This window comes from Archangium gephyra, assembly GCF_049060025.1.
GTDB lineage: Bacteria > Myxococcota > Myxococcia > Myxococcales > Myxococcaceae > Archangium > Archangium gephyra_A.
Genome location: NZ_JBMEQQ010000002.1, coordinates 10,273,986 through 10,290,741 on the forward strand (window position 1 = coordinate 10,273,986; position 16,756 = coordinate 10,290,741).

Consider the following 16,756-nt stretch of genomic DNA (forward strand, 5'->3'; position numbering starts at 1 on the left):
GGGGCATGATGCTAGCCGAGCCAGGGGCCCGCACACCATGCCCCGGCTGGGGCCCTCGGGTCCTACACGTCCAGGTCTTCGACCTCGTTGGCGCTCTCCATGATGAATTTGAAGCGCGCGCTGACATCCCGGCCCATCAGGTCGTTGATCACCTGGTCGGTGAGCAAGGGGTTGTCGATGGTCACCCTCAGGCTCTGGCGGAGCTTGGGATCGAGCGTGGTCTCCTTCAGCTCGTCCGGCGTCATCTCCCCCAGACCCTTGAAGCGCATGACGTTGGGCTTGGCGTTGCCCTTGACCTTCTCGCGGATGATCCGGTCGCGGTGGACCTCGTCGAGCGCCCAGTACGTCTCCTTGCCGATGTCCACCCGGAAGAGGGGCGGCTGGGCGAGGTAGATGTGCCCCTGCTCGATGAGCGGGCGCAGGTGCCGGTAGAAGAAGGTGAGCAGCAGCGTGGCGATGTGGTTGCCGTCGCTGTCGGCGTCCATCATCAGGAAGATGCGGCCGTAGCGCAGCTTGGTGATGTCGAAATCGCCGCCGATGCCGCAGCCCAGGGCGCTGACGATGTCCGTGAGCTCCTTGTTGCCCACCACCTTGTCGGTGGAGGCCTGCTCGGCGTTGAGCACCTTGCCGCGCAGCGGGAGGACGGCCTGGGTGCGCCGGTCGCGGCCCTGCTTGGCCGAGCCACCTGCGGAGTCACCTTCCACGAGGAAGAGCTCGCTCTGCGCGGGGTCGGTCGAGGAGCAGTCCGCCAGCTTGCCCGGCAGGTTGAGCCGGTGGCTGACGGCCGTCTTGCGGCTGATGGCCTGGGAGGCGGCGCGGCTGGCCTCGCGGGCGCGGGCGGCCAGGGTGATGCGGGCCACCACCGACTCGGCGATGGTCTTGTTGTCGTTGAGCCACTTCTCCAGCGCGGGGCGGATGACGCCGTCCACCTGGGCCGAGGTCTCCGGGTTGTTGAGGCGCCCCTTCGTCTGGCCCTGGAACTGCGGCTCCACCACGTACGTGGAGAGGATGGCCGTCATGCCCTCGCGGATGTCTTCCGCGGTGAGGGTGACGCCCTTGGGCGCGATGTCGTGCGTCTCGATGTAGTTGCGCACCGCCTTCACCACGGCGCTGCGCAGACCCGCCTCGTGCGTACCACCCAGCGGCGTGGGGATGCCGTTGACGTACGAGCGGATGTGCTCGTCCGTGGCCTCCGTCCACACCAGCGCGGACTCCAGGCGCACCCCGTTGTCACGCGAGTGGTAGAAGATGGCCGTGCTGCCCGACGGCACCACCGGCTTGCCGCGCTCGCCCACCACCTTGGTGAGGTACTCGGCGATGCCGCCGTCGTGCTTGAACTCCTCCTTCACGTGGGGCGTGGCCGTGTCGTCCTTCCAGACGACCGTCATGCCCTTGTGCAGGTAGCTCTTCGCCTCGAGCCGCTCGCGGATGAGCTTCGCGTCGAACTTCAGCTTCTCGCCGAAGATCTCGGGGTCGGGCTCGAAGGTGATGGAGGTGCCGGTGCCCCGCGCCGGGCCCTCGGCCTTGAGCGGAGTCTGGGGCCTGCCGCGCCCGTACGTCTGGACGTGGCGCTTCCCGTCGCGCTTGATCTCCACCACCATCTTGCGCGCCAGCGCGTTCACCACCGAGCTGCCCACGCCGTGCAGACCGCCCGAGTGGATGTAGTTGCCCTGCTCGAACTTACCGCCCGCGTGAAGCGTGGTGAGGATGATCTCCACCGCCGGCTTCTTGTACTTGGGCATGATGTCGATGGGGATGCCTCGCCCATCGTCGGTGATCGTCACCGTGCGGCAATCCTTGTGGAGCGTGACTTCCACGGTGGACGCATAGCCGTTGATGACCTCGTCCACCGAGTTGTCGAGGATCTCCCACAGCAGGTGGTGGTAGCCCGTGCTGTCGGTGCCACCGATGTACATCGCCGGGCGCTTGCGGACCGGCTCCAGGCCCTCGAGGACCTGGATGTCCGCGCCCGTATAGGTCGTCTTCTTGGTCGTCGCCATGACTGTCTCCGGCTAGTCCTTCTTCTGCTCCGGCAGCGGGATGTAGAGGGGCGCACGCAGCACCTCCTTCACCGCGTCCTTGCGCGACATCTCGTGGCCCTTGCCACCGCGGCCCGTGATTTCAAACTTGCCCGCGTGCAGGGTGAGCTTGCGGCCCTTCTGCGTCTCGAAGGAGATCCCCGCCTCCTTGTTGCCGTGGGGGGCGACGATGAAGTCCAGCACCCGGTCTCCCGCGTCTACCTTCATGACGGTGACGCCCTTACCCGGGCCGGCCAGCTCGTTGATCTCCGCCACCTTGCACACCAGCGCGGCGGTCCGCTCGGTGAGCACGCCCACCAGATCCTTGTCCTCCACCGGCTGCACGCCGACGATCTCATCGCCCTCGCCTGTCTTGGCGTAGCGGCGCCCGGCGCGGGTGGAGAAGCTCCAGGTGCGGGGCCAGCGGGAAGCGCATGCCCATGCCGTGCCGGGTGACCCCCAGCAGCTTCTCCGGGCGCCACAGGCGGGTGTCGAGCGACAGCGCGGCGACAATGCGCTCGCCGTCGTCGAACTTGAACAGCTTCTGCACCGGGTCGCCGTACCCCGTGGAGGCCGGCACGTCATTGAAGCGCGTGACGTAGGCGGTGCCGAAGTTGCTGAAGAGGACGAGGTTCGCCCTCAGGCTGCCGGCGAGCACCGTCATGACGGCATCGCCCTCGCGCAGACGGGTGGAGGCAGGGTCCTTCACCTCGCGCACGCGCTTGATCCACCCGTCGCGGGTGATGACGACGTGGGCGTCCTCGTCGGCGATGAGCGCCTCGGCGTCGAAGGTCATCTCCTCGGTACCGCCGCGGCTCACCTTGGTGCGGCGCTTCTGCATGCCGTAGGCCGCCTTCACCTCGGCCAGCTCCTCCTTCACCGTGGCCCACAGCCGCGGGTTGCTCTTGAGCAGCGCCTCCAGCTCCTTGATCTGCTTGCGCTTCTCCTTGAGCTCGTTCTGGACCACCAGGATCTCCAGGCGGGCCAGCTTGTAGAGCTTCATCTCCAGGATGGCGTCCACCTGGATCTCATCCAGCTTGAAGCGGGCGATCAGCTTCTTGGCGGCGTCCTGCTTGCCCTCGGAGGCGCGGATGATGCGGATCATCTCGTCGAGGGCGTCGTAGACCTTCTCGAAGCCCTCGAGGATGTGGACGCGCTTCTTCAGCTCGTCGAGCTGGTACTGGATGCGCCGCTTGATGACCTGCAGGCGGAAGTCCAGGAAGTACTGGAGGATCTCCTTGAGCCCCAGCCGCTTGGGGGTGCCGACCTCGGGGTTCTCCGGGTTGGGCACGAGGCAGGTGAGGTTGACGTTGAAGTTCGTCTGGAGCGGCGTGTTCTTGTAGAGGTACGCCATGGCCAGCTCGTGGCTGGCGTCCTTCTTGAGCTCCAGGACGATGCGCACGTCCTTGGTGGACTCGTCGCGCACGTCCACGATGAGCGGCAGCTTGCGCTCACGGACGATCTCCCCGAACTTGGCCACCAGCGTGGACTTGTTGACCGTATAGGGGATGGAGGTGATGACGATCTGCTGGCCGCCCTTCTTGAGGTCCTCCAGCTCGTACTCGCCGCGCAGCCGCACGCTGCCCTGGCCCGTCTCGTAGATCTCCTGCAGCTCCTTCTGGGAGTTGAGGATTTCTCCGCCGGTGGGGAAGTCCGGGCCCTTGACCCACTTGAGGAGCTGCTTGACGGTGAGGTTGGAGTCATCCACGAGCGCGGTGAGCGCGTCGCACAGCTCCGCCAGGTGGTGGGGAGGGATGTTGGTGGCCATGCCCACGGCGATGCCCGTGGTGCCGTTCATCAGCAGGTGGGGAACGCGCGAGGGCAGGACGATGGGCTCGGTGCGCGTGCCGTCGTAGTTGGGCCGGAAGTCCACCGTCTTCTGGCCGAGCTCGTTGAGCAGCTCCTCGGAGAGCTTCTCCAGGCGGCACTCGGTGTAACGGTAGGCGGCGGCGGCGTCGCCATCGAGCGAGCCGAAGTTGCCGTGGCCGTCCACGAGGGGGTAGCGCAGGGAGAAGTCCTGCGCCATGCGCACGAGGGCATCGTAGATGGCGGTGTCGCCGTGCGGGTGGTAGGGGCCCATGATGGCGCCGACGACCTGGGCGCACTTCTTGTACTTGGCGTCGTGCGAGAGGTTGAGGTCGTTCCACATGCCGTACAGGATGCGGCGCTGCACGGGCTTGAGGCCGTCACGCACGTCGGGCAGGGCGCGTGAGGTGATGACGGAGAGGGCGTAGTTGAGGTAGCGGCGGCGGGCCTCATCGGCGAGCGAGGCGGGCGTGGCACCACCGCCACCGCCTCCCGCGGCCGCGGCGACACCATCGCCACCGCCGCCCGAGGCTCCCTGCTTCTTGCGCGTCTTGTTTTCCGCTTGTGCGAGCATGCTCATGTGTTCAGGTCAGGACCGTCCGTATCCCTCTGGAACGCGGGGCGCGGCTCGCGCACTCCGGGCCCGGTACGGAAAGAGATGGGCCGGCGGGAGTAGCACGGCCCACTGTGAAAGGGAACAAATTCGAGGGGTTGCAACGCCTCGGGGGTGGAGTGTCTATACATCCGTTCAGTGTTTCGGGCCACGAAATCGAGTGGTGGAGGGCCTTGAAGGTGGGGTCGTCACGCTTGCCTGCCTGGGTGGGGACCGGGACGAGGGGTGGGAGCGGAGACGTACTGGGGGTGGGAAGAAAAACCTACTTGAAGGGTAGGCGGGCGGGGGGGGCGGAGAGGGGCCTGCTTGCCCTCCGAGGTAGGGCAGGGGGGTCAGGCGGTGCGTCATGGACCCGGCTGCGAGGACCATGGGCGCATCCTGCCTCGGGGGTCTGACACGACGTGCGTGGTTCTCCTACCCGGTAGGACTCCGGGCGAGCGGAGGGGCGTGAGCAGGGGCCGTGAGCCCTGCTGGCGGGGAGGCAGGCCTCCGCACGATGGGAACGGTTGCGAGCAGCCGCTGCCTCCAACGGGGCGTGTGGCGCGCTGGCGTTGGAGCGGTAGTTCGCCCCGCTTCAGTCCAACCCAACCTTACCGGGTGCCCAGTACGCTTTGGCTTTGACGGTCGCGAGGCCGATCCCTCGGGCTTTGAGTCCCTGGCGCACGACCTGGATGGCTGCCGCGCGGCCCGAGAGGACGAGTGGAGCCCCGGGGTGCGCCTGGAGCGCCTTGATGACCGCGTCGACCAGCGCCTCACGGTGGGCTTCGTTCGCCTGGCGGGCGACAAGCGTCGCGCCGCTGAAACCCAGGGCGTCGAGTGCCGCTCGGGTCTCGCCAGGGTCGGTGACCTCGAGGACCGTCCTTCCGGGCACGCCATTGGCCCGCGCCAGCGCCAGGCTCGTCTCGTCGCCGAAGACCACTGCCGGGGAGGTACCGCCGACGACGAGCGAGCTTCGGGGTCCGAAGACCTGGAGCGCGGCCCCGGGGCTGGCCGTCTTTGCCCACTGCGTGGCCGGCCCGTCGCCGTGCAGATACGCGAGCAGCTCGGTCTCGCCCGTGCTCGGGTCCCAGCGCAGGGGCGTGTAGGTCCTCGTCCCAATACCCGGCAGGAAGATTTGGAGCTTGTCGCCTGGGGTCCAGTTCACTCCACGCAAGGCAGGCCCCGAGAGCACCAGCCGGCGGAAGCGGCGGCCGACATCCTCCACGCGGGTCACCGTGGCGTCTCGGAAGAGAATGCGGCCGATGAGGCCCTGGACGGCGGCTTTGGCAGAAGTCATGGCGGTCCTCGTGGGGGAGGCACCAACGCTACCCGGGGAGCCCCTGTCGCGAGCATGAAGAAACATGAAGGGCTCAGCGGTGTCACTTCCGGGACTCTGCCCGCGCAAGGGCCCGAGGACGCGCTGCAGGCGTACCAAGCGCACTCGCTGCAGCAGCGGCTGCGCTGGACGGAGGTGGACGTGCGGCCCCCTCCGCGAAAGCAACCCCGGTGCGCCGTCCTGGAGGGCTTCTCCCTGCATGCCAACACGCACCTTCACGCCAACGACAGGCAGGGCCTGGAGCGGCTGTGCCGCTACGGGGCGCGCGGTGCGCTGGCGCTGGAGCGTTTGTCACGAGCGGAGGACGGCCGCATCGCCTACCGAATGAAGCGCCCGCTGCCAGACGGCACCACGCACCTGCTCTTCACCGGGCTGGAACTGTTACGGCGTGTGGCGTCCCTGGTGCCTCCGCCTCGGGCGAACCTCACGAGGTTTCATGGCGTCTTCGCTCCGGGCGCCAGGCTCCGTCCATTCCTGCTCCCTCAAGCGGGGACGGAGGCGGGCCCACAGAAGGAGAGCCTCTGCTTGGCCGCGACGGTGGAGGAGCCGAGGAAGCAGAGGACGGCGCGGGTGGATTGGGCCGGGCTGCTGCGCAGGACGTTCGCACTAGACGTGTTCGCCTGTCCGCGGTGCGGAGGCAGGCGAAAGGTGCTGGCGGATGTGACGGCCCCCGCTGGGGTGCGCTCGATATTGGAGCACCTGGGACTTCCCACGCAGGCGCTGAAGCGGGCCCCGGCCCGGGGACCACCCCAGCGGGCGTGGTGCTGAACCTGGCGCAGCCGCTGTCAACACGCCCCAACTCCCCTGCCTCTCTCCTCAAACGAGGGCGGTCAGGGCAGGGGCATGGCTTCTATCCCGCCTATACGCGGGCGGGGGGCCAGTGTATGGGCGGCGGTCGAGGGGCGGCGGTTTCGATTGGAGCGAGTGGAGGTGCCATTGGCGAAGCTGCATCCAGCGCTCGATGGGTTCAGGTTGGTGCAGTTGTCAGACGTGCACCTGGGCCCCACCACGGGCCACGCCTTTCTGCGCAAGGTCGTCGACGCGGTGAACCGGCTCTCGCCCGACGCCGTGGTGGTAACGGGAGACCTCGTCGACGCCAGTGTCGAGCAGCTCGCTGCCGACGTGGCGCCGCTCGCGCGACTGTCATCGAAGTTCGGCTGCTTCTTCGTCACGGGCAACCACGAGTACCACGCGGGCGCCGCGGCCTGGTGCGCGCACCTCACGACGCTGGGCATTCGCGTGCTGCGAAACGAGCGCGTGGAGCTGGCTCGAGGAGGGCACGTCGTGGATTTGGCGGGCACCGACGACTCGGACGCGGCCGGGCTCGCGGAGGGGTTTCGCGAAGACCTCGCCAGAGCGCTCGCGGGCAGGGACATGAGCCGGCCGCTGGTGCTGTTGGCGCATCAACCGAAGGCGGTACACACGGAGATCATCTTGCGCCACGCTGGGGATGCGATGATGTTGCCGAGGTCGCCCGCGGCCGCCGAGTAGCCGCCGGGCGGAGCCGGTGGAGTCCCAGGGCCCCATCCCGCAGAAGGGCCTTCGTTTTTCCTATGCTCCGTGGGTTCTCGCCCGCGATGTGAGGAGGGCTGACAACTTCCGGAGTTCTTCGACGCCTTTCCGAGACACCACCTCCGAGGTTTTTTGTCACCATCCCGGGTTATAAGCGCTTACTTCCGCTGATGTGCGGCAAAGGAGAACATCAATGCGTCAATACGCGGTGTCTTGTCTGGTGGCGATGGCGTTGGCCGTGGGGTGCGATGAATCAGGTGCCCCGGTCAATCAGGGCGCGGTGCCTCTCCACGACACGCCCATGGATGTGTATGGCAGAGCGCTCGTTGGCGCGGAGGGGCCCATGCGCTATCGCGACGGCGCGGGCTCCCCCGCGCCTGAAGCCTCCAACTCGTCGCCGGACTCGGCCCTTCGGAGCAGCCTCGCGGGTGTCCAGTTCTCCCTCGGCGCGTACACGAGCCGTCCCGTCGGCAGCTCGCCGGAGGCGGTGGCGATCGGTGATGTCTCCTGCGACGGGCGCCCCGATGTCGTCATGACGACGACCTATTATTTCGATGCCGCAAGCGATTACCGCGTCTTCGTCTTCCCTCAGCAGGAGAGTGGCGGCCTCGGCACGCCGGTGTCGTATCCCTACGCCGCCACCGCGAATCGGAATGGAATCGCGCTGGCGGACCTGAACAGGGACGGTTGTCTGGACGTCGTCGTCGGTCACGGGTCGGGGCTCAGTGTCCTGCTCGCGGACAAGGCGACAGGTGGCCTCCGGCCCGCCGTCGTGGTCGCCGACCGTGATGCGGACACGCTCGCCGCCACGGACGTGAACCGCGATGGCAAGCTCGACATCATCTCCCTGGGCTGGAGCCGCGGCGCCTCCCTCTTCTACGGCGACGGCACCGGGGCCTTTTCGCGGATCGTCCCGTTCGCCACGAAGGCGGCGGGCTACAATGACCATGAAGTCGGTGACCTGAACGGCGACGGCATCCCGGACCTCGCCGTCATGTCCGGGCAGCTCTACGCCGTGCCGAACCTCTCGGTCCACCTGCATGATGGCACCAGCGCCCTCGGCACGACCCCCAACAGCTACTTCATGGGGCAGAGCGTGCTGACCGGTGGAATTGGACTCGGTGACGTGAACGGCGACGGACGGACCGACGTGGTGTTGTCGAAGCCCGGCAACAGTCCGACGGTCCTGTGGCTCATGGAGCAAGACGCCAACGGCAACCTCGTCGGCCCCAGGGCCATCTCGTCCTACGACATCCCGGAGTCCGTCCAGGTCGCGGATATCGACAGGGACGGAGACGACGACGTCGTGGTGCTGCACGGTGGATGGTACAAGGTGGGCGTCTACCTCCAGGAAGCCGGGGCGTTGCGGCCGGAGATGCTCTATTCCATTCCGTATGCGAGCCATTACGCGCCGCAGGGTCTGGCGCTCGGTGATTTCTCCGGAGACGGCTGCGGTGATATCGCCATCGCGGACTACAACAACGGGCTCGTGACGCTCCAAGGCAAGTGCCTGCGCTAGTGCACGAGCGCCCCGGACGGGATCGCCCGCGACGACGGCAATGACTGCGCGCGCGCCGCACCTGTGCGTGCGCCACACGCCGAGGTGGCACGAGGTGTGAGGGGCCCGCGCGCCGGGGCCAGCCTCGCACCTGCCGTGGGCAGGCCCAGGTGCTCCACAATCGCTCGCACCCCTCCGGCCTCGTTCACGGACGCCAGCACTCGCCGCCTGCCTCCACACCTCACGCAGGCCAACACGTCGATCATCAGGACGCAAACGACAAAAACGGCCGGAGAGGGGCACGGCATGCTCGATGGTGACGTCCTCCCCCAGCACGATGACCCGCTCGACAAGCAAGCGGACGAGCCGTTGGCGCCCGGCGAAGTCGAGCGCCTCCAGGCCGTCCCGGATGGCCGCGGCGAAGGCCTCGAGCTCGGCCCCCAGCCGCTCCATGCGTGCACCCTCGGCGTGTTGCGCCTCCAGGTGTTCGACTCGCGCGCGCGTGGCCTGGAGCGAGGCCTCCAGCCGCTCGCGCCGCACCTTGAGTTCCTCTACTTCGATGGCGCCCTGTTGGTAGGCGTCGATGAGCCGCTCAATCTGCCCCTGCAGGTGCCGGCAGGCCCCTTCCAGTCGGGCTCTCTCCTGGTGCGCGGCCTGCGAATTCTCACGGCGCTCCTGCCAGGTTTCTAACTCCTTCTGAAGCATCTGTGGCTGCTGGAGCCAATCACATAAAGCCTTCCACACCACCGCATCCAGTTCCTCCGCTCTCACGCGCCGGGCGGTGCAGCGCTCGGCGCGGCCAGTGTCCACCGCGGACCGACGCTGGCAGGCGTAGTAGTGGTACTCGTAGGGGTGTCGTTGGCGATGGGTCAGGCGGTGGCATTCCATCCTCAAACCGCAGCCGCCGCACGAGCACCGGCGACTGTTCCGTGGTCATGGCCTTTCGCCGTACTACAGCGGTCAGATGCTCCTCAAGCTTGCCAGAGTGCTCCCCCGTTCTCGCATTCGAGGAAGAGCGACCCCTCGAAGCCGGTGCCCCCCACGAGCTTCCGGCCCCCCTGCGACCGCTCCCGGCGGCATAACGACCGTTCGGGCAACCTCCCGAAACCTCGAGCGCCCGGCTCTGCCACATTCCTCGGAGCGGGACTGGCGCCTTCCCGCACGAATCAGGAGTCCACCGTGGAGCTGCACCTTCGAGGCGTATCCAAGACGTACCCCAACGGCGTGCGGGCGCTGAAGGACGTGACGCTGACGATCCCCGCGGGGATGTACGGCCTGCTCGGTCCCAACGGCGCTGGCAAGTCCACGCTGATGCGCATCCTGTCCACGCTGCAGGAGCCCGACGCGGGCAGCATCCAGCTTGGCGACATCGATGCCCTGAAGCAGAAGGATGACGTACGGAAGACGCTCGGCTACCTGCCGCAGGAGTTCGGCGTCTACCCGAAGGTGAGCGCGGAAGAGCTGCTCGAGCACTTCGCGCTGCTCAAGGGCATCGGGGAGCGTCGCGCCCGCAAGGACGTCGTCGAAGGGCTCCTGCGGCAGGTGAACCTGTGGGAGGTGCGCAAGCAGAAGCTGGGCGGTTACTCGGGCGGCATGCGTCAGCGCTTCGGCGTCGCCGTCGCGCTGCTGGGCAACCCGAAGCTGATGATCGTGGACGAGCCGACGGCCGGCCTCGATCCCGCCGAGCGCGTGCGCTTCCTGAACCTGCTGAGCGAGCTGGGTGAGAACAGCGTCGTCCTGCTGTCGACGCACATCGTCGAGGACGTGAGCGAGCTGTGCACACGGATGGCGATCATCGACCAGGGGGAGATCCTGCTTGAGGCGGAGCCGCTGCGCGCGGTCGCCGGCCTGAGCGGCCGCATCTGGCGCCGGATTGTCTCGAAGCACGAGCTGCCCGCGGTGGAGCGCGAGCACGCGGTGATCTCCACGAAGCTCCTCGCCGGGCGCACGGTCGTGCACGTCTTCAGCGACACGGCGCCCGGTCCCGGCTTCGAGCCCGCCACACCGGACCTCGAGGACGTCTACTTCAGCACGATGGCAGGGCACATCGGTCGGCGCCGTGAGCAGCCGGAGCCGGGGGCCGCGCCATGAAATTCCTGGCGATCTTCCGCTTCGAGCTCGCCTATCAGGGACGCCGTGCCTGGCCCTGGCTCTTCTTCGCCGTCCTGCTCGTCCTCAGTTTCCTCATGACGCGAGATGGCAGCCTCTCCGAGGCGCTCTACGAGGACTTCTTCCTCAACTCATCATTCGCCGTCGCGAAGACCACGGTGTTCGGCAGCCTGATCTGGCTCCTGGTGGCCGCGGCCATCGCCGGCGACGCGGCGGCGCGGGACGTGGCGACGGGCATGCATCCGCTCACCTACACCGTCCCCGTCAGCAAGGCCGAGTACCTCGGGGGGAGATTCCTCGCCGCACTCGTTCTCAACGCGCTGCTCCTGCTCGCCGTGCAGGCCGGCATCCTGCTGGCGGTCTACGCGCCTGGCGTGGAGGCCGAGGCGATCGGTCCGTTCCGGCCGGCTGCATTTCTCACGGCCTACGCCTTCATCGCGCTGCCGAACGCCTTCGTCGCGACGGCGCTCCAGTTCTCGCTGGCGGCATGGAGCGGCCGTGCCATGGCCAGCTACCTCGGAAGTTTTCTCCTCTTCTTCATGGGCTTCTTCATCGCCGCCGCCCTGCTCTTCAAGCGGAGCCTGGGGACGCTGCTGGATCCGATCGGTATCCGCTTCATCGTGGAGGACCTGTCCCATTCATGGACGACGAGTGAGAAGAGCTGGCGCCTGCTCGAGCTGAAGGGCCCGGTGCTCACGAATCGCCTCGTGTGGCTCGGCATCGCTCTGGGGGCTCTCGCCGTCACCTTCCTGCGCTTTCGCTTCGCCCATCGCACCGAGAGCAGCGGGTGGAGGCGCGGGACGCGGCGCCGGGATGCGCACTCCCCGATGTCGGCGGGCCTTGGCGTCACCGCGAGCACGCCCATCTCCGTCCCGCAGGCCCCGCGGACGTTCGGCTTCGCCATCCACACGCGTTGGACGCTCGCCATCGCGTGGGCGTCGTTCCGGACGATCGCGACGAGCTGGGCCGGACTCGCCCTGCTGGTCGCCATTCCGCTGGTGACGGTGCTCGTGGTGCTCGATCAAATGGCCGCCCTCGGCGCCCCGCTGGTCCCCTCGACCGCGCGAGTTCTCAGCGAATTGACCGCCCCTCTGTCCGCGGAACTGAGCCGCTGGGTGATCATCCCGCCCCTCATCGTGTTCTTCGCCGGCGAGCTGGTCTGGCGGGAACGGGACGCCGGGCTGGGCGAGATCACCGACGCCATGCCAGGGTCGGAATGGGCCCCGCTCCTCGGCAAGTTCCTGGGACTCGGTCTCGTGCTCGCCGTGTTCATGACCACCCTGATGGCGGCCGGGATGCTGGCTCAGGTGATCCGGGGTCATCAGGACTTCGAGCCCGGGCTGTACCTGAAAGCCCTGTGGGGGCTTCAGCTTCCCGAATACCTCCTCTTCGCGCTGCTCGCCCTCGTGGTGCACGTGGTGGTGGACCAGAAGTACGTCGGTCACCTGGTGGCCATCATGGCCTTCGTGTTCATCGCCCTGCTGGCGGCGATGCTCGGGCTCGAGCACAACCTGCTCGTCTACGGGGCCGGCCCGGGGTGGTCCTACACGGAGATGCGCGGATTCGGGCCGTTCCTCGGGCCGTGGCTGTGGTTCAAGCTCTACTGGGCCGCGTGGGCGCTGCTGCTCGCGGTGGCGGCGAGGCTGCTCTGGGGGCGCGGCAAGGAGAGAGGTCTCGGCGTGCGGCTCAAGCTGGCGCGCCGTCGTTTCACGCGTCCCACGGCCTGGGTTGCCGGCGCGGCGGCGGTGCTCATCCTGACGCTGGGCGGCTTCATTTTCTATAACACCCACGTCCTGAACCCGTATCTCAGCGGGTCCGACATCAACGAGCGGCGCGCCGAGTACGAGCGGCGCTACAAGCGGTACGAGAGCATCCCGCAGCCCCTGCTGACGGGGACGAACCTGCGAGTCGAGATCCATCCCGAGCGGCGGGCCGTGGAGATCCGCGGCTCCTACCGGCTGGTGAACGGCAGCACACTGCCGATCGATTCCATCCACGTGGCCACGGCGATGGGGGGCGTCGAGACCCGGGCGGTCACCTTCGACCGGACGGCGACGCTCACGACCGACGACGAGGATCACGGCCACCGGATCTATGCCCTCGAGAGGCCGCTCGAGCCCGGCGGCACGCTGCGGCTCGACTTCGAGGTGCATGTCGAGCGGCGTGGCTTCGGCAACCGGGGAATCGACCCTTCGGTGGTGGCGAACGGCAGCGCCTTCACCAGTGGGGCATGGTTCCCTTTCGTCGGCTATCAGCGGCATCGCGAGCTCCTGGGCGCCTCGGACCGGCGGGAGCACGGGCTCGAGCCGCGCCCGGTGCTCGCCTCGCTCCACGAGGTCGAAGGGCGCGAGCCCGCGGCGCGCGGTGGGGGGATCTCGTTCGAGGCGGTGGTGGGGACGGACGAGGGCCAGGTCGCCGTCGCGCCGGGAGCGTTGCGCCGGACGTGGACCGAAGGCGGCCGCCGGTACTTCCACTATTCCACCACGGCCCCGATCGGGAGGGAGTGGGCCTTCTTCTCCGCCCACTACGCGGTGCACGAAGGACGGTGGAAGGATGTCGAGATCCGCATCTTCCATCACCCGGAACACACCGCGCACCTGGACCGCACGATGCGAAGCGTGCGGGCCTCGCTGGACTATTACACCGGGCAGTTCGGCCCCTATCCGTACCGCCACCTCAGCGTCGTCGAGCATCCCGGCCGCCTCGGCACGGGGCTGCACGCCGAAGCCAGCATGATCTCCCACGGGGAGGGCTTCCCCTTCTGGACTCCGAAGGATGAAGAGAGGGGCCTCGATTTCCCCTACGCGGTGATGGCGCACGAGATGGCGCACCAGTGGACCCTTCCCTACGCACACGTCGAGGGGGCGCCATTTCTGAGCGAGGGGCTCGCCTGGTACTCCGCGATGCAGGCCGTGAAAGCGTCACGCGGGGGCGAGGAGCTCCGGCGACTCCTGGCCTTCATGCGGCAACCCCATCCGTACCCGCCGATACGCCGCGGTGAACCGTTGCTCCGGGCGCTGGATCCGTACCTCGCCTACCGCAGGGGTCCCTTCGCGATGTACGCCTTGAGCGAGTACGTCGGTTCGGATCAGGTGAACCGTGCACTCCGGCGCCTCATCGAGAAGCACGACGCGGCCGGGGCTCCCCGGGCGACCACCCTGGACCTGTATCGCGAGCTCCGCGCGGTCACGCCCGACTCGCTGAAGCCCCTCCTGCACGACCTGTTCGAGGTGAACACGTTCTGGGAAGCCGAGACGGAGCGGGCCACGGCGGAGCAGACCGCGGCGGGCACGTGGCAGGTGACGCTCGACGTGCGCGCACGCAAGGTGGTGTACGACAGCGCGGGCGTGGAGACCGAGGTGCCGATGGACGAGCCGGTGCCGATCGGCGTCTTCGGCACCGCGGAGGAGGGCGCCGGTGAGTTGAGCGCGCCGCTGGACGTGCGGATGCATCGCATCCGCTCCGGAGAGCAGACGATCACGGTGACGGTGCCGCACGAGCCCGTCCTGGCCGGCATCGACCCGTACCACCTGCTCGACTGGGAGGCGCGTGAGGCTGACGACAACCTCGAGGCGGTGAAGGCCGGGCGCTGAACGACGAGCGGCCCGGCGGTGCTCGTGGGCGGGCCCCGCGCCTACTTGCCCTCGGTCTGGACCTGGCGGGCCTTCCCCCACCCCCCGCGGCGGAAGATCATCACCTTGCCGCGGTTGGCACTGCCGCTGAGCATGCCGGGGATGGTGGCCTGGAGTGCCTTGGCGCCGGGCGGGTGGTAGACGACGCGCACCTTGCGGCCCGAGGGCAGGTTGTCGCTGGCGTCGATGAGCAGGAAGACGGTGTTGTCGTCGATGTGGATGCGTTCGGGGTCGCGCCGGTGGTCGAGCTCGGCGATCAGCTCTCCCTCATCCACGGTGCGGACCCCATCCGGGAGCCTCCGCACCTTCACGCGCAGGTAGTTGTCCGAGCTCGCGCCGGACATGTCGCGCGTCCCTTGAATGATGATGGCCAGGTCCGCGCCGTTCTCGGGGGCCTTGTCGGAGATCTTCAGGCCCGAGCGGGGGTTCGCATCCGTGTCGAGCAGCAAGGTGGCGTTGGCGCAGCGCGTGCCGCACTCCTGACCGAAGGGCGGCTTCTGGAAGCGCAGCCGCAGGGCGAAGTCGCTCCCCTGGGGGCCGACCGTCGCGTCCACCACCACGGGGCGTTCCTCGTCCTGCGAAGGCGTGTGGCGGAAGGTGGCCCGGTCCTTGGCCATGGCACTCGTGGCGAGCAGGGTGAGGGCCAGGGGGAGCAGATGTCTCTTCAAGAGGGGGGCCTCCTCGACGGGGGTGAAGTGGGCACATTCAAATGCGAAGCGCCGTTCCTCCTCAAGAGCCGTCCCCCTGGCCCGTGCGGAGCGCGTAGAGTGGAGGGCCGGACGCCGTGGGGCGGAGCGCCGCCTGGAGGATGCCGATGGAATCTCTGTACGTGCGCCAGTTGAAGCTCGGGTCGATGGACAACTTCGTGTACCTGGTGGGCCCGAAGGACTCGGCGGAGGTGTTGGTGGTGGACCCGGCCTGGGACGTGCCGGCCATCGAGAAGGCCCTCGTGGAGGACGGCAAGCGCCTGGTGGGCGCCTTCGTCTCGCATTGCCACGGGGACCACACCAACGGGCTGCCGGAGCTGCTCGCGCGCCATGACGTGCCGGTGTACGCCCAGCGCGCCGAGGTGGACTTCTCGGCGGACCTGCGCGAGCTGGCGGAGGGGGCGCTGCGTCCGATCGGGCCGGGGGATTCGCTCACGGTGGGGGGGCGGGTCTTCCAGGCACTGCACACCCCGGGGCATACGCCGGGCTCGCACTGCCTGCTGGCCCAGGACGCGCTGGTGTCGGGGGACACCGTCTTCATCAACGGCTGCGGGCGGTGCGACATGCGCGGGGGAGACCCGGAGGCGATGTACCGCTCGCTGTCGCAGGTGCTGCTCAAGGTGCCGGACAGCACCCGGCTCTTCCCCGGGCACGACTACGCGAGCGTGCCGGTGGCGGCCATGAGCGACGTGCGCCAGCACAACCCGTACTTCGCCTTTCCGGACGTGGCCTCCTTCGTGGCCTACCGGATGCGCCCGAGGCGCTGAGCCCCTAGCGGCGGCTGGAGGTCAGCGTGTAGCCCAGGCCCTCGGGCCGCGCGGCACGCAGGGACCAGCGGGCGAAGAGGCCGAGCAGCGCGAGCGAGACGAACGACCAGAGCGCGGCCCAGGCCCAGGAGGGCACGGGGGTGACGTTGGCGAGCAGGGCCGCGTCGCTGACGGAGCGGGCGGCGCCGTTCCACAGGTCCGAGCGCAGATCGAACGCGACGTAGAGGGCGGAGAAGGCGGCGAGGAAGAGGTTGAGCATGTCCACGCCGCCATCCGGGAGGTACTTCGCCGCGAGCGCCAGCGCGAGCGCGGTGCCCATGCAGAAGGCCAGGGTGAAGCTGTCGCCCGCGTAGAGGACGCCCATCACCGCGAGGCCCACGCACGAGGCGGCGAGCACGAGGCGGCGCAGCCGGAAGCGGAAGGTGGCGAGCAGCAGGAAGGCCGCGGCGAGCGCGCTGCCCACGTAGCCGGCGGAGTACACGGCCACCTGCGCCATCAAGCCGGTGGGCAGATGGGCCAGGCACGCACCGGACTCGTTGGCGGCCAGGGTGACGCGGTCCACCGAGCCTCCAGCGAGCAGGGTGGCGAGTGCGTGACCACTCTCGTGCATCATCACCACCAGCAACTTCAGGGGCCACACCGCGGGCGAGTCCCAGAAGTACCAGCCCACTCCCAGGAGCACGAGGAGAAGGGCCACCCGGCCGAAGTCCAGTTTGGAGCCGCTCGAGGTCTGCATGCGGGTCCCAGAACACGCCTTCCCCCGGGTTCTTCCAGGCGTC

Annotated in this window: 11 protein-coding genes and 2 pseudogenes; 7 read left to right on the forward strand and 6 right to left on the reverse strand. The window is 68.3% G+C overall.

Going from position 1 to position 16,756, the window contains the following annotated elements:
• Positions 1-62 precede the first annotated feature (62 nt).
• The 3 genes and pseudogenes from ACN28I_RS44910 to ACN28I_RS44920 all read right to left on the reverse strand — a co-directional run bounded on the left by ACN28I_RS44910 (position 63) and on the right by ACN28I_RS44920 (position 5,713).
• Positions 63-2,000 carry a DNA gyrase/topoisomerase IV subunit B gene (locus tag ACN28I_RS44910; RefSeq protein WP_420948011.1) on the reverse strand — a complete coding sequence of 646 codons (1,938 nt, stop codon included), beginning with the start codon at positions 1,998-2,000 and terminating at the stop codon, positions 63-65.
• 12 nt (positions 2,001-2,012) lie between these two features.
• Positions 2,013-4,398 (reverse strand): annotated as a pseudogene (locus tag ACN28I_RS44915) (DNA gyrase/topoisomerase IV subunit A).
• Positions 4,399-5,011: 613 nt separating this feature from the next.
• The gene (locus tag ACN28I_RS44920) at positions 5,012-5,713 is read right to left on the reverse strand and encodes a siderophore-interacting protein (protein ID WP_420948012.1); all 702 of its coding nucleotides are present in this window, start codon (positions 5,711-5,713) and stop codon (positions 5,012-5,014) included.
• A gap of 54 nt (positions 5,714-5,767) precedes the next feature.
• Between ACN28I_RS44920 and ACN28I_RS44925 the strand changes: the two genes are divergently transcribed.
• The 4 genes from ACN28I_RS44925 to ACN28I_RS44940 all read left to right on the forward strand — a co-directional run bounded on the left by ACN28I_RS44925 (position 5,768) and on the right by ACN28I_RS44940 (position 9,452).
• Positions 5,768-6,520 carry a transposase gene (locus ACN28I_RS44925; RefSeq protein WP_420948013.1) on the forward strand — a complete coding sequence of 251 codons (753 nt, stop codon included), beginning with the start codon at positions 5,768-5,770 and terminating at the stop codon, positions 6,518-6,520.
• Between the two features lie 162 nt (positions 6,521-6,682).
• Positions 6,683-7,243, forward strand: coding sequence for a metallophosphoesterase (locus tag ACN28I_RS44930; RefSeq protein ID WP_420948014.1), 561 nt, complete (start codon positions 6,683-6,685; stop codon positions 7,241-7,243).
• 364 nt (positions 7,244-7,607) lie between these two features.
• The gene (locus tag ACN28I_RS44935) at positions 7,608-8,783 is read left to right on the forward strand and encodes an FG-GAP repeat domain-containing protein (protein WP_420948015.1); all 1,176 of its coding nucleotides are present in this window, start codon (positions 7,608-7,610) and stop codon (positions 8,781-8,783) included.
• A 285-nt stretch (positions 8,784-9,068) separates the two neighbouring features.
• Positions 9,069-9,452 carry a hypothetical protein gene (locus tag ACN28I_RS44940; RefSeq protein ID WP_420948016.1) on the forward strand — a complete coding sequence of 128 codons (384 nt, stop codon included), beginning with the start codon at positions 9,069-9,071 and terminating at the stop codon, positions 9,450-9,452.
• 51 nt (positions 9,453-9,503) lie between these two features.
• Here the strand turns inward: ACN28I_RS44940 and ACN28I_RS44945 are convergent.
• Positions 9,504-9,665: pseudogene (locus tag ACN28I_RS44945) on the reverse strand (recombinase zinc beta ribbon domain-containing protein); the annotation flags it as partial.
• A 276-nt stretch (positions 9,666-9,941) separates the two neighbouring features.
• Here ACN28I_RS44945 and ACN28I_RS44950 point away from each other — a divergent pair.
• A complete protein-coding gene (locus ACN28I_RS44950; protein ID WP_420948017.1) occupies positions 9,942-10,853 on the forward strand; it encodes an ABC transporter ATP-binding protein in 912 nt (303 codons plus the stop codon).
• Positions 10,850-14,464: an ABC transporter permease/M1 family aminopeptidase gene (locus tag ACN28I_RS44955; RefSeq protein WP_420948018.1), complete on the forward strand. Its 3,615-nt coding sequence runs from the start codon at positions 10,850-10,852 to the stop codon at positions 14,462-14,464. The genes ACN28I_RS44950 and ACN28I_RS44955 overlap by 4 nt, the downstream gene beginning before the upstream one ends.
• A 41-nt stretch (positions 14,465-14,505) precedes the next feature.
• Here ACN28I_RS44955 and ACN28I_RS44960 read toward each other — a convergent pair whose 3' ends face one another.
• Positions 14,506-15,171, reverse strand: coding sequence for a hypothetical protein (locus ACN28I_RS44960; protein WP_420948019.1), 666 nt, complete (start codon positions 15,169-15,171; stop codon positions 14,506-14,508).
• Between the two features lie 146 nt (positions 15,172-15,317).
• Between ACN28I_RS44960 and ACN28I_RS44965 the strand changes: the two genes are divergently transcribed.
• A complete protein-coding gene (locus ACN28I_RS44965) occupies positions 15,318-15,977 on the forward strand; it encodes an MBL fold metallo-hydrolase (protein ID WP_420948020.1) in 660 nt (219 codons plus the stop codon).
• Between the two features lie 4 nt (positions 15,978-15,981).
• On the opposite strand, the gene ACN28I_RS44970 is transcribed toward ACN28I_RS44965, so the two are convergent.
• Entirely contained in the window at positions 15,982-16,713 is a 732-nt protein-coding gene (locus ACN28I_RS44970) for a M50 family metallopeptidase (RefSeq protein WP_420948021.1), read from the reverse strand.
• Positions 16,714-16,756: the final 43 nt, after the last annotated feature.